Here is a 21,983-nt window from a genome sequence, read left to right as displayed (position 1 = left end):
TTAACGTTTTCGGTAAAAAAAACAGAGTTTATTTAGGCAGGAATTACGCCTAATTGCTGCATGAGACCGAAATCATTTTCGTTGACGTGAACAGAAACAATCTTGCCGTGGCGAATGGTGAAAATGTCGATACCAAAGTCTTTGATTTTGTTTCCTGTGGCAGGTGCTCCCAAGAACTCTCCCAAGTGAGTTCCCGTAATTTGCCAACGGCTGGCTACTTTGTTGCCTTCGCTCATGTGGCGCAATGCCGTAAACTGAATATCGGGGAATGCATTACGGAGGTACATCACAAAGCCTTTGAAAGCCTCGTATCCCGTAATTGGCTCTGGTTGGGTTGGAATAATGAAGGCGAAATTGGGAGCCAGAATTTCTTCAATCACTTCCAGTTTACCTTCGCTCATGATGTCTTGGAAATAACGCATCGCCAAGGCTTCGTTTTGCTCAGGAGTGGTTTCTTCCACAATCTCTGGGGCAGGAATTACGCCGAGTTGCATCATCAATCCGAGGGTATCTTCGTGACCGATTGACTCGGTGATTTTGCCGTCTTTGATGGTGTGCCAAGTCATTCCATCAATCTGGAAATAATTTCCAGTAGCTTCCAAATTGCCTTTTACGGTCAACAATGGTCCACCAACGTGCGTGCCGCCACCTACCCAGCGGGTAGCTACCCAATCTCCACTGGCCACCATGTCTTGAGGGTCAATGTAAAAATCAGGGAATGCACTGTGTAACATATTTACCAGACCCAAAAAACCATCTGGCCCGTGGAAGGGCTCGGGGTGAGTGGGTAACGTAAAAACGAAGTCTTCTGACAGAATTTCATAGGCTGAATCCTTATTCGCCTGGTTCATGATTTCATGAAAGTACCGACGCGCGATGGCTTTGTTTGGGTTGCCTTGTGACATTTGTGTAGAAATTAAAATTTATAAGCTGGTTTAGTTACTTCAAATCAAGATTTGTAATTATTCATTTAGGCGTCTGCCAAAATCATATCAGCGGCTTTTTCGCCAATCATAAAGCAGACCGCTACGGTATTGCCACTCGTCACGTTTGGCATTACGGAGGCATCGGCCACGCGCAAACCAGATATTCCGTGAACACGCAAGCGGGAGTCTACCACAGCTAAGTCGTCAGTGCCGATTTTGCAAGTACCTGCGGGATGCCAAAGCGTTGAGCTTTGGGTACGAATGAACCCATCAGGATCTCCAGGACCAGGCGCTAACTCACCCCCATTAATGGGCGCAAATGCTTTGGTATTGCTCAAATTTCGAACCAGTTGAATGGCTTTTCGCAATACCTCCATGTCGTCGGGATGCTCCAGATAATTGGGATTAATGAGCGGCTTGTCGTGCGGGTCGTCTGAACGAAGTTTTACGTCGCCTACGCTTTTGGGTTGCACAAGAATCGGGAGAAAAATGCAGACATTACCGCCAAAATCTGGCAAAACAGGGGCTAAAGGTGCGGGAATACTGGGGGTAAAATTGAGCTGTAAATCTGGCCCAACTGAATTTTCGTTGGTTCTGACAAACAACGCATTTCCCGTCAATAAAGTGGTCATTGGACCGTCGTTGGTACGGAAAATAACGGGCAACTGCACGTGATCCTGCAAGTTTTTACCCACACCTGGCAGCTCATGCTGTATTGGAATACCAACGCTTTGTAAATGTTCAGCCTCACCAATGCCCGACAGCAAGAGGATTTTAGGAGAACTTAGCGCTCCCGCACTGACAATTACTTCCTTCTCAACGAGGAGTTGCTCAATCTTGCCGTTCAGTTGGTATTCAACGCCGATTGCCCGCTTATCCTTGATCAATATACGCGTTACTTCGGCGCCCGTAATGAGCGTAAAATTTGGACGGTCAAGAATAGGCTGCAAAAAAGCGGTGGCGCTGCTTGCTCGTTGGCCTTCAGGAGTGATGTGAAACTGAAGCAACGCAGCTCCATTTTCTTGTCGCTCACCGTTATAGTCCCAGTGTGGGCCATCATAACCGAGCTCAACAGCTCCTTGCAGAAATTCTTCAGAGCGCATTACTTCGTCGGGACAGTCACGCACGGAGATTTCACCGCCTGTACCTCTAAAATTGGGATCTCCACCTTGGTAATCCTCCAATCTTTTGAAATAAGGTAAGACATCCTTGTAGCTCCACCCGTCGGCCCCTAGTGCTTGCCATTGATCGAAGTTAGCGGGGTTGCCCCTTACATACATCATGGCATTGATAGAGGTACTACCCCCTACCACTTTTCCCTGATTGATGGTCAGCTCGCGGCCAGCCATTGCAGGTTGGGGAGTGGTAGGGAGCGACCAATCAAGTTGAGAACCCCACAATTTTACAAAGCCGCCTGGGTCAACAACATTGGCGGTTTGATCCCATTCTCCGGCTTCGAGCAGTACAACCTGCACGGAAGGATCGGCACTGAGTCGGTTTGCAATCACGCTTCCCGAAGCACCTGCTCCGATAATAATGTAGTGACAGTGAGATTTCATTAAAGGTTTAGGAAAGTTTTAAATAACGTCAACTGATATTAATGAGAACAATTGATTTTAATCAAGTCGGGTTTATAATCTCCTTCAAGCACCAAGTCAATCAGGAATGGTTCGTCGTCGGCCAGCATTTTTTCAATGGCTGGCAGGATTTCTGATTCTTTTTCTACCCGCACCGCTTTGACTCCCATGGATTGGGCCAAAAGGTCGAAACGAATGGCAGGGTAAGATAAATCAAAGGGCAGCGGGTAATCGTGCTTATCAATGTTGCGTTCTTTCCAATAAACGTCAATGTTGAGTTGAAGCAACTTATACGAACCGTTGTTGCAGACGATAAACTTAGCCCCTGACTTGTGTCTTATGGCCGACCAAAGCGCTTGTATCGTGTACATACTGCCCCCGTCTCCCGAAAATCCAATCACTACTTTGTCAGGATTTGCCAGTTTTACGCCAATGGCACCTGGAAAACCAACCCCGAGCGAACCGCCCCGGGTAACAAAGTAATGCCCCGCTTGGCGCGGTGGAATGTACCGCGTAATGGCGGGCGAATTGGTCAAGGCTTCGTCGAAAATAATGGCATCTGATGGCAATTTTCGAGACAGTACTTCGGCAAACTGCGCCATTCGTAAGGTTTCTCGAGCGGGTTCGTCTTGGTCTTTGGCCAGTTCGGCAGAATGTTTTTTGGCTTTTTCGTCACCAATCTGGTGAACCCGGGCCGCCGCCGCTGCTTTAAATTCGGGCGTCATGGCTGATTTCAGCGCGTCGGCCAGTGCTTTTAGCGAAAGTTTTGGGTCGCTGACTACGCCTACATCAACCCGGTGATTCTTGGCGATTTCGTAACTGTTGAGGTCGAAATGCACCACCTTGGCCCCAGGAGCATAAATCTCACCCGTTTCGGGAAATACCTCTGGCAACATATAAGTGCCAACGATAAGGTTTATATCCCCTTTGGATGTAATGGGCAGACTATAAGACCCAAACATGTGCCCCGTGGTACCTTGATAAAGCGGGTGGGTAGTATCAAAAATAACATCCCCAAAATCTACACCGTATACTTCGGCACCGATGAGCTCCGCCACCTGAGTTAATTCTGGGATGGCATTAGAGTAAGCCACTCCGTCCCCGATGAAAATCATGGGTTTTTCGGAAGCCAAAAGCATATTTGCCGTTTGGGTAATCAGCTCAGGGTCAGGAAGTACCCGCGTAGAGGGAATACAGGTTGGGAAAACTTCCTCTTCATTTACTTCGTCGAGGACGTTCATAGGCAAACAAACGTACACGGGACCCATTGGTGGGGTAGAGGCAATTTTTACGGCTTTTCTGAGGGTTCTCAACAATGATTTCGAATCCATCACCATCGTCGAAAACTTCGTGACGGGCGCCATCATTGCCACTAAGTCATTGGCCATTTGCGCATCCATGTTCATGTATTGCGTACCAGCATCCGACCCAATCACCACCAGAGGGGCGTGGCCTCTTTTGGCTTGGTAAACCGCACCCACCGCATTCCCAATCCCAGGAGAGCTGTGGAGCTGTACCAACGTAGGGCGTTGGGTATGCCGAGCATACCCATCCGCCATCATTACGGCAATACTTTCTTGCAACGTAAGAATATACTTCATGTCGGGGTATTCGGCAACGGCGTCCAGAAAACCCTGTTCAACCGTTCCCGGATTACCAAACATAAAGTCCATCCCGTCGGCCAAAAACTGCTCGACGATTTTTTGATTACCAGTTTTACCAGCCATACCGTTTTACTCCTTTATCAAGCACATTTACAAATTGTTCGCCAAACTCGAATGAACATTGAAGAGAGCGAGCAGTAATGAATGGATAATCCACAATGACGGAAGTTTCTTTGCCAAAATTTCCATGGAATTGACCTTCAGGGCCAACGGCATCGGCCAGAATGTATTCAAGGCAATATGGTGGAGGCCCCATGTTGAGGTCGGTGTTGAGGAATCCTGTACCGTCGTGATAATCATACTCAATGCAGTGACCAGTCACGTGTTTGCCTTTGATGATGGAAATACGCTCGTTGAAATCACGGGCAAAAACCAACGGAGCAACCCCGTAACAAATCGCACCGATGGGTTGATTTTTTTTGTAAAAACCTAAAATTAGGTCATGTACGCGCTGGTTGTTTACCATGTCGATGATTGGACCGCTACCGCCGACCAATAAAAGACCTGCATACTCTTCCGTTAATTTTTCTTGGGCTACTTTTAAGTCAGTGAAATACTGCTCAAATGCTCTCAAAAAGTTTGGCGTTGAGAAATAAGGTCTTTCAGGAACTTCCTCCGAAAGGTTGCGACGTTGCTCTAAGCGATTTGTAGCCTCAAAAGCTTTCACTTTTTCGGCGGCTTCGGGCGTAGTGACGCAGGTGCCTAGCGGTGGATCTACGTAAGTAGTATCATAACTTGGGGGTAAGGCCTGGGCCTTTTTACCCTTCGGGGTCATGAACTCGACGGTATAACCGGCGGCTTCCAATTTTTCGAGGGGCCCGACTAACTCAACGCCCCAGTACCCGTACTCAGACAGGATAGCCAAAATTTTCTTAGACATAAAAGAGAAAAAATCTATGATGAACGATAAATTGAATACTATACTTTATTCTTTGATTTTGCTTGTTTACCTCAATACATATCGCTCGCTTCGACGGGCAAAGCCGGCGGATGAGGGATGTTTTTTTTTCGTTTTAGGGCTATTTCATGCGCGGTGTCGTAATGGGTGCGCATGTTGTTCCAACTGAATTTTTCAAGCACATTTTCCATTCGGTTGCGCTCGGATTCATTGCTGCGTCGGGTCTTTTTGACAAACCGAAACATGATATCTGTCAACTGCTCAACGGATTCAGTATACGTTTGAGATTTTCGGTTGACGACATAGATACCCCGGTCGTCGTGATTTTTCATATTTTGGGTAACATAATGTCCAAAACCTGATAAATTACTGGTCACCGTTGGCACCCCTGCCACCACACATTCTTGGGGAGTATAACCCCAGGGCTCATAAAAACTCGGGAAAATCCCTAGATGGCATCCGCACACAAATTGCCCATATTCAAGTCCAAATAGCGGATTGGAAGAAGTAATAAATTCGGGGTGATAAACTACCTTTACCTTATCCTTCTGATTATTAAGGAGATTAGTTTGTCGGCAATAATCCGTGATTTCATCATCCTGTGCCAAATCATGGGTCAAAAAAGCAGGTTGATTTTCTGAGCGCCAGCTCAGAATCGTTCTTACCCTCCGGTGTTGGAGGTATTCACTAACAAAAGAATTGAGATTAGGCAATTGAATCTGATCGCCTGTTACAAAACTTTTGAAGAGCTTACTGCCTACTTCCTTTTGAATGGATTTACAGGTTTCTTCCAATTCGTTGAGTACAGAGTGTGAATTGATGACCGAAGCATTGACCGACCTAACTTTTTGATTGGTAATTATAAACATCACCACTGTAGTGTCCATACGCGCCTGCTTCATTTTAGTGTTAAGCAGAGAAAGTGCTTCGAGGGTAATATCAAATCCTTTGTTTTTATATTCAAATCGACCCGAAGTAAAAAAATAGATGGTCTTGTTCAGGTCAAATGAATAACTCGGAAAAAAATGACCCATTATAAACTTATGAATGTGCTTTCGGTACTGCAAATGCAGATTTTCTAATTTAAAGAGGGGGAACTTTTCCAATTTGATGCCATTGGGCGTAATTAAATCGGGAACCCTACCCAAAAAATGAATGCATTCCTGGGAGGTAATTTCACTGATAGTGGTAAAAGTACCCGCACTTTGGGCGGCCATCCTCTCAATAATCACCTGCGCCTCAATACCGTATCGACGAGACTCATGTCGCCAGTCAAATTTTTCGAGTTTTGTGTAAAAATCTGGTTCATTTTGGGCTAAATACCGCCCTAAAATGGTGGCATGGGTGGTAAATACAGTAGCGATGTTTACCTTTTTTGCGAACAATTTTGGCAAACCACTCCCCGTCATCCACTCGTGGAAATGGACAACAACTTCATTAGAAATGGGATTGATCGACATGAATTCAACAATAAAAAGTCGAATCAATTCACCGAATGCAAGTACTTGATTTACAAGTGGGTCTGTCCCAAAGTCCTGTACTCTGTGTTGTTCCTGAAACTCGGTTTTGAGATGACTAAGTTTGGACCAAATACAGTTTAAATCAAATAAAATTACCCTTGGTTTACCTGTAACCAGCAACCAATAGCCACAATGTATGGTTAGGCCCATACCTCGTAACTTTTCTACTGTTTTGCCAACAGGGGAATCATTCGGATAATCAATCGGTTCAAATTCTACCGCCTTTTGGGCAAAATAGGGGCCCATCATTATGTAGCCATCTCCCCATTTATCCATCATTGATGGAATTTTTGAACGAATTACAGTATGAATTCCCCCAATTTGGTTACATATTTCCCAAGAAACTTCAAACAGTAGTTTCTTTTTCGAATTTGTAATTAATGAGGTCAAAAGTGTTACCGGGTTTAGGGGTTACAATCAATAATAATGCACATCTCCACAAATGCACATTGAATGAGCACATTTGAAATCAGAGGCAAAACAAAAAAAGCCATAACCTAAAAAAAAAGATTGACGAATTTGCTTGCCACAAGAGTGTTACAGGACCAAGCACAATTGATTTAGAGTTTTTCAGCTGTGCTTGCCGAAGGGTTAAAACGTTTGAGAATACTTTGTTTTGAGTCTTTATGCTAACATTGATATATCAAAAATCATTGATACCCTAAAGAATACCAAATATTTTCAGTGAAGAACGCTCATTTTCCATTGAATTGTATGTTATTCGCAGGGAAGATGCGATTCTTCGTCAGGGATTCGGTTTTTTAACGCTAAAATTTACAGGGAAAGCAAAAACTTTATATGCCTTTAATATATAGGTGTCTTTTTAGGATAAAATTAACTTTATATGCCATTTTTAGGGCTGTGCTTGTTTTTTATTGAAAGGTGAATAACCTTGTATTTTCAGTGAAAGTGTTTGTTTTTTCAGTGAACGATTCGTTTTGTCCAGTAAACTATCATTTTTAGTTACAAACTTGTCAAGTCTCTTAAAAATCATTAGTATTCTTCATTTTGGGCTTGATAATGTAATGAGAGTTAAAAGAAAAATACCATTTAACGGTTTAAAAATAGCTCTAGGAGTCAAAAAGTCCTTTTTGAGTTAATATAAGTAGAAAAATTACTTATATCTTTCTAAGTCGACTCATTAACTCTTCTTTCGATGATTTACTTAGAGGAATCTGTTTAGTTCCAATATGAAGATGAAGTTCCCTTATTTGCTCTACATGTTTAAGATTTACAATGAAAGACCGATGTACTCTTATAAATTCGGGGCGGTTTTCGAGGGCTTCACTTAATTTGCCCAAGTTCTGTGTAAGCAGAATATCGTTTTCTTTCGATATGATTTTACAATAATAATCTTCGGCTTCAACCCATAATATATCATCAAAGAAAACGCGTTCCATTCGGTCTTTTGTCTTTATAAACAGTCGGTCGCTGAGGCATGGAGTACAATCGGGAGACTTTATGGGCCTTGTATCTTTTGGTTCTTTTTCTGAGTTTTCAAGAGCTAATTCAATCGTATATTTTAAATCACGGATGCGGAATGGCTTAGACATAAAGGCTACTGGTGCCGTATTCTTTGCTTTAGCGAAGGTATCCGCATCGGAGTTGCTCGATAAAAATATGATGGGTAGCTTCTGTTTTGTTAGTATTCGTTTGGCAGTTTCGATTCCATCCCATTTTCCTGCCAGTTGAATATCCAAGATAACCAAATCTGGGTAACCGTTATTTAATGAGTTCACCGCATTTTCTCCCTGTGAAAACGGGCCAGTTACAATGTAACCCATTTCCTGTAGTTGGTCTTTAAGATCAGCTCCTGCAATGGGCTCACCTTCTGCAAGAAGTATATGTGTTTTTTTCATGTGTGAGGTTTTTCATACCAATTCCATCCATTCGGTCAATACATAAGATTAAATGAAGCCTTGTGCATTAACCACTGTACCCCGAAATTTAGATATTTCAACTAAATGTTCTCAATCATTAGCATAAAAAAACTCATACAAAAATAAATGAAAAATATTCCTATTTGCAAGTACCAATTGTATTTATCTAAAAATTGTCAGTCATATTTTCTAAAGTAGGGTATTTTTTTTAATTAAGTGTCTGGTATTCAGAGTTAGTTTCTGGGAAAAATCATATTTTATTCTGTTAGGAGCCAACACTAGCAAAGTGGAATTGTTCTATTAGGTACATATTTTGTATTTGAATAATAGTTCCACTTCTACCTGCTGGCACTTTTGTTTTCTATTTCCTCTTATTTAGTAAAGAATTTATCTAACGGTACTTCAAATATAACTATAATGTATATACGTTTGTTTTGTTTGTTGATATCAGCAAAATAATTGACCGAATATGTTTGGCTATTATTATCAATTTAGGGTTAGAGGTAATCGTTTAGTAATTTATCATCTTAAGATAGAATAAAAAAATATTGGGAGTGTTCAATCGTTTTGTTTCTAATACGCGTATCGCTAACTTAGATTTATGCTAATTTTATGGTAGTTCTCTATAATTTATATAATTGGGTGTTACGGTTTTTGTTGTTTTCGTTATTTTAGTAACTGTAAGTAATTATGTCTTTTTTCTATATTTTTAAAAATCACTGCGAATAAATTATATGGTTTTATAACGGATTTATTACGATATAAATTTATTTTTTATTATACTCCAACTTCTAAAGTAATGTAATCCTCATTACATCTTGTCAAAGTTTGTGGACGAAAAAAAACATTCATCCACAACTTGACTCTAAATTAGTTATTGAACCGAAATCAATGGACCATCAGTCTGTACATTAAGCCGACCAAAAGATTGAAAATTATGACCTAGCCCTCTTAATGATTGCTCAAATTCGTCCGTAGTTTCTTCTGAAACAGCAACCAATAGACCGCCGCTCGTTTGGGGGTCGGCCAAAATGTACTTTTGTTCATCGGTAAGCGGCCCTACTTTATGGCCATAACTCTTCAAGTTACGCTGTGTGCCGCCCGGAAAACAATTGAGGGCAAGGTAATACGGGATTGATGAAATAATAGGAACTTTATCAAATTCAATTTCAGCTGATAGGCCGCTACCCTCACACATCTCCGAAAGGTGCCCCAATAATCCAAAACCAGTTACGTCGGTCATCGCTTTAACGCCTTCCATTTTGGCAAAAACTTCGCCTAGTTTATTGAGCGTAACCATACTTTTCAAGGCAATAGCCGCATCCTCTGGCAGCAAAACCCCTCTCTTCTGAGCGGTTGATAATATTCCCACCCCCAACGCTTTGGTCAAATACAGTCGACAACCCTCCAGTGCGGTAGAATTTTGTTTAAGTTGAGGAATGCTCACCATTCCATTTACAGCAAGTCCAAAAACGGGCTCAGGACAGTCAATGCTGTGGCCTCCAGCCAAGGTGATGCCCGCCTCAGCGCAAACCGCTCGGGAGCCTTCCAATACTTTTTGGGCAACCTCAGGGGGAAGTTTATCAATCGGCCAGCCTAAAATTGCAATGGCCAAGACAGGTTTTCCGCCCATTGCGTATACGTCACTGATGGCATTGGCCGAGGCGATGCGTCCAAAATCGTAAGCATCGTCCACGATGGGCATAAAAAAATCGGTCGTAGAAATCAAAGCCGTTCCGTTGCCCAAATCCAACACCGCCGCGTCGTCGCGTTTGTCATTGCCCACGAGCAAGCGAGGGTCTGTATGAACCGCAATCGGACTGTGAAGAATTTTATCAAGAATAGCAGGGCTGATTTTACAACCGCAACCTGCACCGTGGGAGTACTGAGTAAGTTTTATTGTTGAACTATCCATTGACGTAAGCTATACCTGCTCAAGTAGAGGCAGGGTTTGGGTAAAAGTTAAAATCTTGCTGGCATTTACTGCCATGTCATAATCAGTGATAACCAAAGTAAATAGTTTTTCTGGTTGACGTTTAGCCAAACCCGTTGTGTAGGTTTTATCATAATATACCAGCACTAACCGAACAAAATCTGTCATGCGGTTCTCACGAATGGCCGTAACGGCCAGTTTAGTTTGGAGCGGCCCGAGTCGCTTGTGGATTCTTTCGGTACATTCGACCAAAAAATCTTTGTCCAATTCTCCATATTCCTGCACCAAAGCATTGATTCGTTGTTCGAGTCCTACCTGAATATTAATTAAAACTGCCTCTTTCATCTGATGCCAAAAAGGGTTAGGAATAAAAATTTTACCAATGGTCAGGCTTTCATCTTCTACCCAAATTCTGCGTTGCGGATTAAGCATACGCAATTGGTCGGCAAAATTATTTTCAAACTGTTCCTGCGTGGGCTGCACCATTTTGTTCATCGTACCGTAGGAAGAACCTTGATGCTGCGCCAAATCTTCCAAGTCTATCACCTGCTCACCTTCGTCTTCAAGGGCATGAAGGAGTTTGGTTTTTCCTGACCCAGTCATCCCTCCCATTATCCAGAGCTGATAGGTTTTTCCAAATTGATTCAATACCCACCTTCTGAAGCTTTTATAGCCCCCTTCAATAAGGTAAACTTCAAATCCATATAGATTTAGTGCCCAGGCCATTGCCCCGCTTCGCATGCCTCCCCGCCAGCAATATACACCAATCTTTTTTTCGGGAGCAATTTCCAACGCCCGTTTGATAAAACCCGACCACTTCGGTCCAGTCAAATCAAAACCCAGCAAAATCGCCTCTTCCCGTCCTATTTGTTTGTAAGTTGTACCCACTACAACCCGTTCTTCATTGCTAAACAACGGTAAGTTATACGCATCAGGAATGTGCCCCTGCTCAAATTCGGCGGGGGTTCGAACGTCAACCAAAGGGATGGCGTTTTTTAAGGGAAGAAATTCATCAATGGTGATATTTTTAATCATATTTAAACAGCCTTTGGCCGTAAAATTAATAATGGAAGTCGTTGCAAGAACATGATTTTGGGAGGAACTTCTTTGGAATTAAATCAAAAGGTCGTCAATTTTGACACCTGCAATTCTCATGGCTTCGTATTCCACTTCTACGATAAACTCCGTTTCATCTTGGCTAAAATTTTCATTATCCCATTCTGTAAAATAAGTCTGCACGCGCTCTTGAAGGTTAGTTGCTTCTGCCCTGAGTTGGTGGATTAAAAAGTCGGCAAAACGCAGCACTTCGTTTCGCATTAGTTCAATCGTTTGCTCCGAGGAAGACTCCACTTCGCGGTCTTCCCAATGATCCAAAATAAACCTTTCTTTGATTTTATAAGCTTCCAACTGCTCAATACGCTCCTGATTCGGCATCAATTGTTTTTTTTCAAAGGTAACAAAAATTATCCCTAACTCTTCTTTCCAAAAGTTAGGGATGATTTTTGGGCAGAACCTCTGCGCTAAATTAAGTTATTTTTAGGTCTTACTATCTGCCCATCACCAATCGTGTTTGTGCCGCTCCATTCTCATTTTCAGTTAGTTGCACATTTAATACATTGTCTTTATACAAACTTCTATCCAATGCCAATGTAAATGTATGAATCCCTGGTGCTAGGTCGGAAGCTACGCCTCGCTCCGTTAGTTTGAGCGGTTTTCCGCCCACCCAGGCGGTGATACCTGCGGTAGAATTAAAAGCCAAGTTGACGTTTCCCTTGCTTAACACTTCTATGTCAAACTTCACAAACGTATACTTTTTGTTTGCATTTATTTCAACAACAGGCAGTTCTTCCAAGGGCAAATCACCCGCTACTTTGCTATAAAAGGGCTCATAAGCAAGCTTGGCATTGTCTTTCGCCACGTAGTTAGGGCCTTCCGAAAGAATCTTTTTAACCAACTCCTTACTATTAGAAACACTGTTCCAACGACGAACAAAGCGGGTTGTCGGAACCCTAAATTTACCAGATTCGCCCATTTTGGAAAGGAAACCGATAAGGTTTTTGAATTCTTCTTTGTCCAAACCAGCCGTCAATCCCGCAGGCATCAGCGAGCCTGAAATTTTTTCAACGACACTGATTTGACTTTTAGGTACTGCTACTTCAGAGCCCGTTACGTCGCGGATGATGATTTCGGCCGTCCCGTTACTGACAATGTAGCCCATCATCTCACTTTTGTCTTTTTTAACGATGCGTTGTAGCTCGTAACCTTCTTTGATGGAGGCATTAGGGTACAGAATAGAGCGGATGATGGTCTCGGCGGGCGAGCTAGTTCCTAAGCTGCTTAGGTCTGGCCCGATGCGCCCCCCTGCTCCTCCAATGGCATGGCAGGTGAGACAAGCAAGTCCAGCTTTACGGAAAATCAATTCTCCTTTGGCAGGGTCTGCGGTTTCTGCGATGGTTTTTGCCAAACTGCTGATTTCCTTTTCGTTTAATTCCTGCGGCATTTTTTCAACTGGCAATACCCCCCCCGTTGCTTCCAATGCTTTTACGAAGGCTTTAATATCTTCACTGTTTCGTCGGTTGTAAGGGACGGAGCGTTGCAAAACCTGACGCCCTGCGATAGCCATCGACTCGGGTATTTTTTGGGAATTCAATTCTTCGGTCAATGCAACGGTAGCGGCTTTGGTAGCAATAAATGACCTAAATAATTCAGAAACATCCGTTTGACTTGGCAGCGTACGCAACAGGTCCGAGGCGATGCGGGCTGCATCAGTGGCATCTGTCGAAACCAATCGTGAAGCGGCCGCAACTCGCAAATCAGCTGGGTTTTTACTATCCGTAAGCCCAATGAGGGCTTTGCGCGCTTGGTCATTTTTCATAGAAACCAACGCGTCAAGAGCGGCTTTTCGGCTGGTTTTTTCCCCTTTTTCGGCCAAATTGACCAATTTGCCGTTCAATTCCTTGATTTGCCACAAACCAATCAGACGAATAGCAGCAGTGGCAACCGCTTCATCTTCACTTTCAATAAACCATGTAATGCGATTCAAGTCACCAGATGGTTTTGCACCTCGACGGGCGGCCTCTTCTAGCGCGGTTAATTGTGCTGCAACTTGTTTATTTTTATTTGCATTTAAATCAACAGCTTTGCCAAAAATGATGGCTAAATCTGCCGCCTTACCAAATTTAGAAATTGATGCCAATACATCGCTGCGGTATTCCTCAGGCACCCGGTCGGCTTGGTATAACTGCGCCAATTGCGAAACCGCTTCGGTACTACTGGTTGATTTCAGGGCAAAAACCGTCTTTTTGGTATCTCCAAAGAAATCTGGAGTAGTTTTCACTCGCGCTGCCCACAACGGCTCTAACTCTCGAACGGTTTGCCAAAGGGCAAAATCCAGAAACTCGTCCATAGAATTATCTAATAATGAGAGCGCCGTTCTGGCCGATTCGGCGGTTTTTACATTGCGAAGTCCAATCACAGCTTCCAATCGCACCTGCGGATGAGGGTCGGCTACAGCCTTGGTCAAATGGGCAACAGGATTTGTGACTTTCGTAAACCAAAGCCCAAGAGCCCTCAAGGCAGCCGCGCGCGCTTTGTGATTTTTGGCGTTCAATAAAGACAAAAGTAGCGGTTCATTGACGGTGTCGAGGGTTTGGTACACCCAAAGTCCCTCCAACAAATGATGTTCATAATTGGAGTCATTTTTATCCAAATTCTGAACCCATTTTTGAAGGGCTGGAATCACTTCCGTGGCCCCACGGGTTTTCAATACCTGCTTGGCCTGCGCCCTGGTCCAGTCTTCGGGCAGTTTGAGTGCTTCTAAGAGTTCATTCACTGAAGCTTTAGTTAACTGCATTTTTTTTACCAGCGGACGATTTTTTGCCACAATCCGCCAGATACGACCGTGCTGCTGGTCGCGGCGCGGGTCATGAAAATCCACTTCTCCGTGTTGGATAATCGGGTTATACCAATCGGCTACATAAATAGCTCCGTCGGGTCCAACCGAAATATCAACGGGGCGAAAAGCTACGTTATCAGTCCACATCAGGTCCTCAACCTGCTTCGAAGCATACCCACTTCCCTGTTCTTCTAGTTTAAAGCGATTGATTCGGTTGGCACGAAAGTCGTTGGTAATCAAGCTTCCTTGCCACGATTCTGGCAAGTGCCTACCCGAAACAATATCCAACCCGCTGTGTTTAGGTTGACCCGGATTCAGGCCCCTGATGATTCGCGCCGCACCAGGAGCGGTTACGAAAGTAGCCCCCGGAAAAGCATAATTGATGCCTTCTCCACCTGCCCCGTCGGTCAGGAAAGATTGCCCCCAGCGGTCAAATTGCAGCCCCCACGGATTAATCAACCCACGGGCATACACATCCATGTCGAGATTTTTGGGGTTAAGCTGCCACACACCACCGCCTTCTAGGCGCTTGGTCCCAAACGGCGTTTCGACGTGGCTGTAGATGTAAATCGACTGGTTAAAATAAAGTCTACCCTCTGGTCCCCACCGAAACGTATGAATAAGGTGGTGTGTATCGGCTGTTCCAAAACCGTTTAAGATGCGGCGTCTTTTGTCGGCTTTTCCATCTCCGTCAGTATCGGAAAAATGCAGAATTTCGGTGGAATTCGCCACATAGACACCTCCATCCCCAGGCAATATTCCCGTGGGCGTGATTAGCCCTTCGGCAAAAACGGTTGACTTATCGGCCTTGCCGTCGCCGTCGGTATCCTCGATTACAAAAATTTTATCGTTTGCTTCTTCCCCAGTTTTAAGGTGAGGATAAGCAGTACTGCTCACCACCCACAAACGTCCGTCAGCGTCCCAGTTCATTTGAATGGGCTTGGCCACGAGCGGGTCAGCGGCAAACAAGGTTACTTCAAATCCTTCTGCTACTTTAAACGAACGAAGCTCTCGCTCCACATCTGGTTCTGGATTTGCCTTGCGGTCGTCTTGGTAAACCGTAGATGTAATGAGCAGAGATAAAGGAATGAAAATAAACCGTTTAATAAACACAAGTGTGGTGTTGGACGAATTGAAAAAGCTGAACTTTTGCATAATAACTTTTAAATCTTTTATACTACTTTACCGGGGCAAGTTGATACACAATAGGCTTTGGAGCACTTTGCAGGGCTATTTGTCCTTCCAGCCATTTGATGATGAGACTTTGGTCTTCGAGGCCTTTGGCGTGGCGCCCTTGCTCGTACGAGCGAAACCCAAGAATGTATGTTCGATTGAGGGGGCGGTATTGAAAAAAGAATTGCTCATTTTTTTTCAAAATCATTTCCCTCAATTTACTGACTTGATTGAATGACGGCCCTTGGGTAATTTCAACCCCTTCAGCCCATTTTTTTTCCGACGCCGTAATCACATGCTGATTATCGGCAGTCAAGGTATAAAACCCCTTTTTCAACCCTGTTACCCTGATTATCTGGCCTTTGGTAGGAATCGAGGGATTATTTGTCGGAAACGGAAGGGGTAAAAAACGCTCCTCGGCAGTAAATTTCAGCATCCCATTCTTAACATCAGCGTCTAGCATTTTAGCCGTTGCCACCGCCTCAACGTTATCTTTTGTCACTGCAATGCTGACGGCTTTTGGTTGGGGATCCAATCCGAGATTCTTTTCCAGTACTTCGGCCAAGTAATAATACCCCGCCTCATTTAAGTGAACTCCATTTTCCAAAATAGTCGTTTTTTTGCTCATTTCTTCAATGGGTTTGTAAATATCAATAAACATTTTGCCGCGCTCAGCAGCCAACTTTTCGATGGCAGAAGCATAAACCGCAAGATTTGCATTTCTTTTTTCAACATTTGCGGTAACATCTTCATACTTGACAGGAATCGGTGAAAGCAGAATAGACTTTGCGCCCAGTGAATCAATTTTATCTAGCAACTTGGAAAGTCCATCCCTAAAACGCGGCAGGCCTACTTCACCTTCTTGCGCCTCTACGCCACCATAAGCTACAAAAACCACGGTTGGCTGTGCTTTGGTGATTTGTTGAATGAGGTGCTCATAAGGTGTCGGAGGATTGGTAAATGTACTCCTCGCTTCTCCCCAAACATTATCCCCCGTCCAACCCAAATTTCTGAATGTTACATTATGGCCTGGCCACCGCGTGGTGAGGGCCAATTCCAGGTATCCATATTGAAATTCATTTTCAAACAACGAATTTCCTAGAAAAACGACTCTGTCATTGTCTTTAAGTTCAAAAATTTGGCTCGTAGATGGGGCTATTTTAGGCTGATTTTGGGCCACTACTGACCCAATGGCAATGGAAATTACGACTAAAATAGGACTGAGTAAAGCCTTTACATTTCTCTTTTTCATACAATTTGCGGCCCGGTAATGGATACCGGCAATAGAAGGTCGTGTGAATGTGTTTTAGTTAATAGAATAAGCCAGTTCGGTATATTTCCGAACTATACATAAAAAGCTTTTATTGTAGCACTTATACTACGAAAAGGGCTATTTTCCACGAGAGGGCGTTTTTTGCTGGCAGCAATTTTTTCTTGGCTTAAATTTGTTCGTTTTTTTAGAAAGTTAGTTTTTCGTACATTTAGGAATTGAATTCCTAAATGTACGAAAATGATTCAACGACACCTCTCGTCTAAGATAAATGCATTGTTGGAAAAATACCCGATTGTGAGCATTACGGGGCCAAGACAGTCGGGTAAAACAACACTCGCAAAAATGATACGACCTGACTATCAGTATGTAAGTCTGGAAAATTTGAGTATTCGTCAATTTGCCCAATCTGACCCGCAGGGTTTTTTGACCCAATACCAAGGCGGGGTCATTTTGGATGAAGTACAATACGTACCCGAATTGTTTTCATACTTGCAAGTGTACACTGACGAAAGAAACCGAAAAGGTGAATACATTTTGACGGGTTCCCAAAATTTTCTGTTGATGGAAAAAATTACCCAATCATTGGCAGGACGAGTCGCGGTATTTCATCTTTTACCTTTTTCGTGGAACGAACTAAAAAACACCGAATATCAGTCGAAAAACTGGGAGCAATACCTGATAGAGGGCTCGTATCCGCGCAAACGCGTCGATGATATTGATGCAGATACATTTTACGAGAATTACCTCCGTACTTACATTGAAAGGGACGTTCGTCAGGTAAAAAACATTTTGGATTTAGGACTTTTCCAGCGATTTATTCAGCTACTAGCGGGCCGAATTGGGCAGTTATTCAACCAAAATAGTTTGGGAATCGAACTAGGGCTTGACAACAAAACCATGAATTCGTGGCTTTCCGTCTTGGAAACTTCTTTCATCGCTTTTCGCTTACAACCTTATTACCAAAATTTTAATAAGCGTGTGGTGGGTACGCCTAAGGTCTATTTTTATGATACAGGATTAGCGGCGTATTTACTAGGGATAAAATCTACGGATGACCTAAACCTACATTTTGCAAAAGGAACACTATTTGAAAACCTGATTATTAATGAGTTACAAAAAGATGTACTCAATGAAGGGGCCCGCCCAAGGTTTTATTTTTGGCGTGATTATGGTCAAAACGAAGTGGATCTATTGATACAAGAAGGAACGCAACTAAAAGCCGTGGAGATAAAATCAGGAAAAACCATCAACAACGATTTTTTTAAAGGTCTCAATTATTTCAAAAAAATAGCCCCTGATGCCCAACTGAACTTGGTTTATGGTGGCGTCGATTTTCAAAAAAGAAGTGACACGACGGTGTTTAGCATTGAACAAATCAACAAAATTGTAAACTAAAAAATGGAAATTGGAATTGACAGTTTCGCCGCGGTAACCATCAACTCGACGGGTGCAGAAAATACAAGTACTGAGGCAATGGCCCGTTTATTGGACCGTATCGAACAGGCAGATCAGGCAGGACTTGATGTGTTTGGCATTGGAGAACACCACCGCAAGGAGTTTCTTGACTCGGCCCCTGCGCTTATTTTGGCAGCGGCAGCCGCCCGTACCAAACAAATCCGCCTGACGAGCGCGGTTACTGTGCTCAGCGCCGCTGACCCTGTGCGGGTATTCCAAAACTTTGCAACCCTTGATTTGATTTCTCAAGGTCGGGCCGAAATGGTTGTAGGACGAGGCTCATTTACTGAAGCCTTTCCATTGTTTGGGCTGAATCTTCAGGACTACGATGCGCTTTTCTCAGAAAAGCTAGAATTATTGCTTAACATCCGTGACAATGAGACTGTTACGTGGTCTGGAAAATTCCGCCCTGCACTTAAAAACCAACCCATTTACCCAAGACCCCAACAGGATCCGTTCCCCATTTGGTTAGGGGTAGGCGGAACACCTCAGTCGTTTGTACGAGCTGGAGTGCTCGGTTTACCGCTGATGGTGGCCGTGATTGGGGGCGAAACGCACCGTTTCCGGCCCTTAATTGATTTGTACCGTGAAGCAGGTAGAAGGGCTGGCCACGCACCAGAAAAATTAAAAGTAGGCTTACATTCTATCGGATACGTGGCAAATACAACCGAAGAAGCCATTGACGACTTTTATCCAGGTTACGCCGAAACTTTTACCCGAATCGGTAAAGAACGGGGTTGGCCACCCGTGAGAAGAGAACATTTTGACGCCCAAAGAGGACCACAGGGGGCGCTGCTCATTGGTAATCCAGAAGAAGTAGCAGAAAAAATTCTGCGCCACAGCGAAGCACTTGGTGGTATTTCCCGATTAACTTTCCAGATGGACAATGCCGGATTATCGCATTTAAAGCTGATGAAATCCATCGAATTGATTGGGACACGTGTTGCGACAATGGTAAATCAGTAGAATTATAGGCCTGAAAACTGCCTGAGAATTGTCTAAATTAGGGCTAACTACTTTGACTCAGAAAATAAACGATTCTCAGGCGGCTTTAAAGACCTAATTTTGTGGCGGCATTGTGTTTTTTGATGTCCTCAATTCGGGTGTATCGCTGAATCATCAAACTCGTTTTATGCTTGCTTTGACGCATAATTTCAGAATCGTCGGCACCGTTGATCTTTGCAATGGTGATAAATGAAGCCCGCAAGGAGTGCGCCGAATATTTTTCTCCTAAGTATTTTTTGACCGTAGTATAAACCGTCATGTCGTTGAGTCGGTCAGTCGTTAGTCGGTCGCCCTTACGTACTCTTACGAACAGCGGGCCAGCGGAGCGCTCTAGCCGCGTAATCCAGTTTTTTAAATTCCTAATAGGACATAAACTTGCTTCGGGGCTGTAAAAAAATGCCTTTTCTTCTGCTTCCCCGTATTGATTGGTTTTACTTTTTGACGAGGTTATTATTGCTCCTTCTTCGTTAAATTCAATATTTTCGATGTTTAAATCCACCAATTCTGAACGGCGGTAAGCTCCTGCAAAGCCCAATAAAATCAGGCTTTTATCACGCATTCCAGCGTTGGTTTCGGTCTCCATTGTTCGTAAAACTTTCTTTAATTCATTCATCTGAAAAGCAGGAGCCTGTTTTTGGCGAATGCCTTTGGTTCGTTTGATGCCCTCCATCACCGCCTGGAAAGCCCGGTCATGCGTGGGCAGGTCAACATTATTCAACTCGTGCAACTTCCGAATGGCCGCTAATTTACGATTAATACTCGCCCACTTGTGCGTATCGGCCAAATGTGAAACGTACGCTGACAAAGTCGCAGCCGTGGCGGGGAATTCTGTTTGCCCGTTTTCATTACACCATTCCTTAAAATAATGTACATCCGATTTATAGGCGCGTTGGGTATTGGCTGCCCCTTCCAAGCCTTTGCGCACATAATCGGCGATTTTTCCAGAAAGTGCTTTGGGAAGTTGGGCATTAGGCGAAGTTGCTGGAACGTTTTGAGAGGCAGTGTTTTTTGACATCGGTTCAAAAAAGGGGTGAAAAACAAAAATAATTATTACTTGTGATAATTAAACCTTATCGTAAGTAATAATTTTACTTACGAATAAAAAAAAGATATAAAATTATAAAACTAAGTGCAATTGATTTATTCAATAAATGCAGCTTAATGAGCGAAGAAAAAAGGCAAAAAAAATATTAGCTTAAAGTAGTAGACGGCAACTATCCTGCCATGCGTCGAGAGTTATTGAAGGAGTTATTTATTTGAACCCGAAATGGTTTTATGAATTCAGGATTCTCTAAAATATTTCCTAATATCTCAATTTCTTTTTCATGCGAACTTCTAACTGGGCCTTCTAAATGGAGTTTATTGTCTTTGACCGAATAAAAATGATAAGCTTTAAAAACCTCATTCCAAAGAATGACGCAAGGTTGTCCGTTGTAAATGACAATATCTGCTTCGAAGAGATTCTCCCCGTTTTTGTCACTAAAGCCAATAAATTGGAGTTCGATAAACCGTTTTATTTTCGGATTAGTTTGAAAAGCTGAGCCATCAGGTAAGATAAGTTTCAATCCCTCATCAATATGAAGTTGCACAGGCAAACCATCGAGTGTTAGCTTAACTGGCGATAGATGCATTTTTTTTCCATCCCATACCTTAAATACATTTCGTTTGTTAGGTAGCCAATCCATCGTATTGTTGTTTTAAATTTTGAACTTAAAGCACTTCGGATGACTGTACCCAAAACCGTATCGCAAAAGATTTGAGCTTGTACATCAGATGATTATTTTTGATACATATTGTTGCAAATATATGTTACAATATGTATCACATACAAGTTTTTGCAATGATTTTTCAGGTATATTTTTTGTATACCAATAAATTGGCTACTATTTGGGTATTTATCCAACCATTTGTACATTTGTTACGTAACAATTTGTAGCATGTACGTATCCTCAAACCTTGTTTTCCTCAGAAACAAAGAACATAAAAGTCAGAATGACATCGCCGATGCAGTACAAATCGGGCGGGGAAGCTATTCTCAATACGAACGCGGACGTTCTATGCCACCGATGGACGTTCTCCTGCGTCTGGCTGATATTTTTAAGGTAAGCCTGGAGACGTTGGTTAGAAAAAATTTGGCAACAATGAATGCCAGCCAACTGGATGAAATCTTTAATGCTCACCTCAAAAATGCCAAGGGCCTCAACTTGCGCATTCTGCCCATATCAGTGGGCAACGACAACCTTGATAACGTAGAATTGGTACCGAAAAAAGCCAAAGCAGGGTACATTGGCGGAGGGCACGAAGATGCCGATTTTATATCCGAGTTGGTACAGTTTAGGTTACCAATGCTCCCCACAAATCGGAAGTTTCGGATGTTTCAGATAGAAGGAGATTCTATGTATCCAATACCTGATGGCTCGTATGTACTTGGCTCTCATGTTCATAACTGGTTTAGCGTCCGCGAAAACAATGCTTATATCATCATCACCAAAGAAGACATTGTTTTTAAAATAGTAACAGCTAAACCCTCAGTCCAAACCACCGAACCGTACCTGACACTCACTTCCTTAAATAAGCTTTATGCTCCCTATGATTTAAAATTGGAAGAGGTGTTGGAGATTTGGGAATTCAGTCTTTATATGAGTTCTGAACTTCCCGAACCCGAACAAGAAGCACCCTTTGGCGAAATACTGAATGAAATTAGGGGGCTAAAAAGAGAGTTTATTGCCCTGAAGTTAGGATTGAATGACAAGAAATAAGCCTTTTGCACTCAAAGGGAGTAGC

General features: G+C 43.1%; 16 protein-coding genes. 3 read left to right on the top strand and 13 right to left on the bottom strand.

All coding sequences use genetic code 11. From position 1 onward, the window contains the following. Positions 1–32 precede the first annotated feature (32 nt). The 11 genes from GVN20_RS21415 to GVN20_RS21365 form a co-directional block, all read right to left on the bottom strand. On the bottom strand, positions 33–905 hold the full coding sequence (locus GVN20_RS21415; protein ID WP_166560316.1) for an ester cyclase: 873 nt from the start codon (positions 903–905) through the stop codon (positions 33–35). A gap of 65 nt (positions 906–970) precedes the next feature. Continuing rightward, positions 971–2,485, bottom strand: coding sequence for a GMC family oxidoreductase (locus tag GVN20_RS21410; protein WP_166560315.1), 1,515 nt, complete (start codon positions 2,483–2,485; stop codon positions 971–973). Positions 2,486–2,523: 38 nt separating this feature from the next. Then, on the bottom strand, positions 2,524–4,230 hold the full coding sequence (locus GVN20_RS21405; RefSeq protein ID WP_166560314.1) for a thiamine pyrophosphate-binding protein: 1,707 nt from the start codon (positions 4,228–4,230) through the stop codon (positions 2,524–2,526). Next, entirely contained in the window at positions 4,220–5,047 is an 828-nt protein-coding gene (locus tag GVN20_RS21400) for a type 1 glutamine amidotransferase domain-containing protein (protein WP_166560313.1), read from the bottom strand. The genes GVN20_RS21405 and GVN20_RS21400 overlap by 11 nt, the downstream gene beginning before the upstream one ends. 71 nt (positions 5,048–5,118) lie before the next feature. After that, positions 5,119–6,975: a glycogen synthase gene (locus GVN20_RS21395; protein ID WP_166560312.1), complete on the bottom strand. Its 1,857-nt coding sequence runs from the start codon at positions 6,973–6,975 to the stop codon at positions 5,119–5,121. A 728-nt stretch (positions 6,976–7,703) separates the two neighbouring features. After that, entirely contained in the window at positions 7,704–8,444 is a 741-nt protein-coding gene (locus tag GVN20_RS21390; RefSeq protein WP_166560311.1) for a LytTR family DNA-binding domain-containing protein, read from the bottom strand. Between the two features lie 895 nt (positions 8,445–9,339). Next, entirely contained in the window at positions 9,340–10,380 is a 1,041-nt protein-coding gene (selD, locus tag GVN20_RS21385) for a selenide, water dikinase SelD (protein WP_166560310.1), read from the bottom strand. A gap of 9 nt (positions 10,381–10,389) precedes the next feature. Next, positions 10,390–11,433, bottom strand: a complete 1,044-nt coding sequence (mnmH, locus tag GVN20_RS21380) for a tRNA 2-selenouridine(34) synthase MnmH (protein WP_166560309.1) — start codon at positions 11,431–11,433, stop codon at positions 10,390–10,392. Between the two features lie 78 nt (positions 11,434–11,511). Beyond that, on the bottom strand, positions 11,512–11,832 hold the full coding sequence (locus GVN20_RS21375; protein ID WP_166560308.1) for a hypothetical protein: 321 nt from the start codon (positions 11,830–11,832) through the stop codon (positions 11,512–11,514). Between the two features lie 112 nt (positions 11,833–11,944). Then, complete coding sequence (locus GVN20_RS21370) at positions 11,945–15,448, bottom strand: PVC-type heme-binding CxxCH protein (RefSeq protein WP_166560307.1); 3,504 nt, start codon at positions 15,446–15,448, stop codon at positions 11,945–11,947. Between the two features lie 22 nt (positions 15,449–15,470). Beyond that, positions 15,471–16,718: an SGNH/GDSL hydrolase family protein gene (locus GVN20_RS21365; RefSeq protein ID WP_166560306.1), complete on the bottom strand. Its 1,248-nt coding sequence runs from the start codon at positions 16,716–16,718 to the stop codon at positions 15,471–15,473. Between the two features lie 258 nt (positions 16,719–16,976). On the opposite strand from GVN20_RS21365, the gene GVN20_RS21360 reads away from it, so the two are divergent. Together GVN20_RS21360 and GVN20_RS21355 are read left to right on the top strand one after the other, a co-directional pair. Further along, complete coding sequence (locus GVN20_RS21360) at positions 16,977–18,134, top strand: ATP-binding protein (protein ID WP_166560305.1); 1,158 nt, start codon at positions 16,977–16,979, stop codon at positions 18,132–18,134. Between the two features lie 3 nt (positions 18,135–18,137). Further along, positions 18,138–19,160 carry an LLM class flavin-dependent oxidoreductase gene (locus tag GVN20_RS21355; protein ID WP_166560304.1) on the top strand — a complete coding sequence of 341 codons (1,023 nt, stop codon included), beginning with the start codon at positions 18,138–18,140 and terminating at the stop codon, positions 19,158–19,160. A gap of 85 nt (positions 19,161–19,245) precedes the next feature. On the opposite strand, the gene GVN20_RS21350 is transcribed toward GVN20_RS21355, so the two are convergent. Beyond that, the gene (locus tag GVN20_RS21350; RefSeq protein ID WP_166560303.1) at positions 19,246–20,214 is read right to left on the bottom strand and encodes a site-specific integrase; all 969 of its coding nucleotides are present in this window, start codon (positions 20,212–20,214) and stop codon (positions 19,246–19,248) included. A gap of 199 nt (positions 20,215–20,413) precedes the next feature. Beyond that, on the bottom strand, positions 20,414–20,884 hold the full coding sequence (locus GVN20_RS21345) for a YopX family protein (RefSeq protein ID WP_166560302.1): 471 nt from the start codon (positions 20,882–20,884) through the stop codon (positions 20,414–20,416). A gap of 252 nt (positions 20,885–21,136) precedes the next feature. Here GVN20_RS21345 and GVN20_RS21340 point away from each other — a divergent pair, with 252 nt between their 5' ends. Further along, positions 21,137–21,958, top strand: coding sequence for an XRE family transcriptional regulator (locus GVN20_RS21340; RefSeq protein ID WP_166560301.1), 822 nt, complete (start codon positions 21,137–21,139; stop codon positions 21,956–21,958). The last annotated feature ends 25 nt before the right edge of the window (positions 21,959–21,983 follow it).

The organism is Runella sp. CRIBMP (assembly GCF_009905605.1).
Classification (GTDB): domain Bacteria; phylum Bacteroidota; class Bacteroidia; order Cytophagales; family Spirosomataceae; genus Runella.
The sequence above is the reverse complement of the archived record's forward strand: the minus strand, read 5'-3'. Positions and strand labels throughout refer to the sequence as shown.

Bases quoted from the DNA above. Each gene is read 5' to 3' on its own strand.
- GVN20_RS21360 (WP_166560305.1), top strand. From the start codon at position 16,977: ATGATTCAACGACACCTCTCGTCTAAGATAAATGCATTGTTGGAAAAA.
- GVN20_RS21355 (WP_166560304.1), top strand. From the start codon at position 18,138: ATGGAAATTGGAATTGACAGTTTCGCCGCGGTAACCATCAACTCGACG.
- mnmH (WP_166560309.1), bottom strand. From the start codon at position 11,433: ATGATTAAAAATATCACCATTGATGAATTTCTTCCCTTAAAAAACGCC.
- GVN20_RS21410 (WP_166560315.1), bottom strand. From the start codon at position 2,485: ATGAAATCTCACTGTCACTACATTATTATCGGAGCAGGTGCTTCGGGA.
- GVN20_RS21370 (WP_166560307.1), bottom strand. From the start codon at position 15,448: ATGCAAAAGTTCAGCTTTTTCAATTCGTCCAACACCACACTTGTGTTT.
- GVN20_RS21390 (WP_166560311.1), bottom strand. From the start codon at position 8,444: ATGAAAAAAACACATATACTTCTTGCAGAAGGTGAGCCCATTGCAGGA.
- GVN20_RS21345 (WP_166560302.1), bottom strand. From the start codon at position 20,884: ATGGATTGGCTACCTAACAAACGAAATGTATTTAAGGTATGGGATGGA.
- selD (WP_166560310.1), bottom strand. From the start codon at position 10,380: ATGGATAGTTCAACAATAAAACTTACTCAGTACTCCCACGGTGCAGGT.
- GVN20_RS21365 (WP_166560306.1), bottom strand. From the start codon at position 16,718: ATGAAAAAGAGAAATGTAAAGGCTTTACTCAGTCCTATTTTAGTCGTA.
- GVN20_RS21405 (WP_166560314.1), bottom strand. From the start codon at position 4,230: ATGGCTGGTAAAACTGGTAATCAAAAAATCGTCGAGCAGTTTTTGGCC.
- GVN20_RS21375 (WP_166560308.1), bottom strand. From the start codon at position 11,832: ATGCCGAATCAGGAGCGTATTGAGCAGTTGGAAGCTTATAAAATCAAA.
- GVN20_RS21400 (WP_166560313.1), bottom strand. From the start codon at position 5,047: ATGTCTAAGAAAATTTTGGCTATCCTGTCTGAGTACGGGTACTGGGGC.
- GVN20_RS21340 (WP_166560301.1), top strand. From the start codon at position 21,137: ATGTACGTATCCTCAAACCTTGTTTTCCTCAGAAACAAAGAACATAAA.
- GVN20_RS21415 (WP_166560316.1), bottom strand. From the start codon at position 905: ATGTCACAAGGCAACCCAAACAAAGCCATCGCGCGTCGGTACTTTCAT.
- GVN20_RS21350 (WP_166560303.1), bottom strand. From the start codon at position 20,214: ATGTCAAAAAACACTGCCTCTCAAAACGTTCCAGCAACTTCGCCTAAT.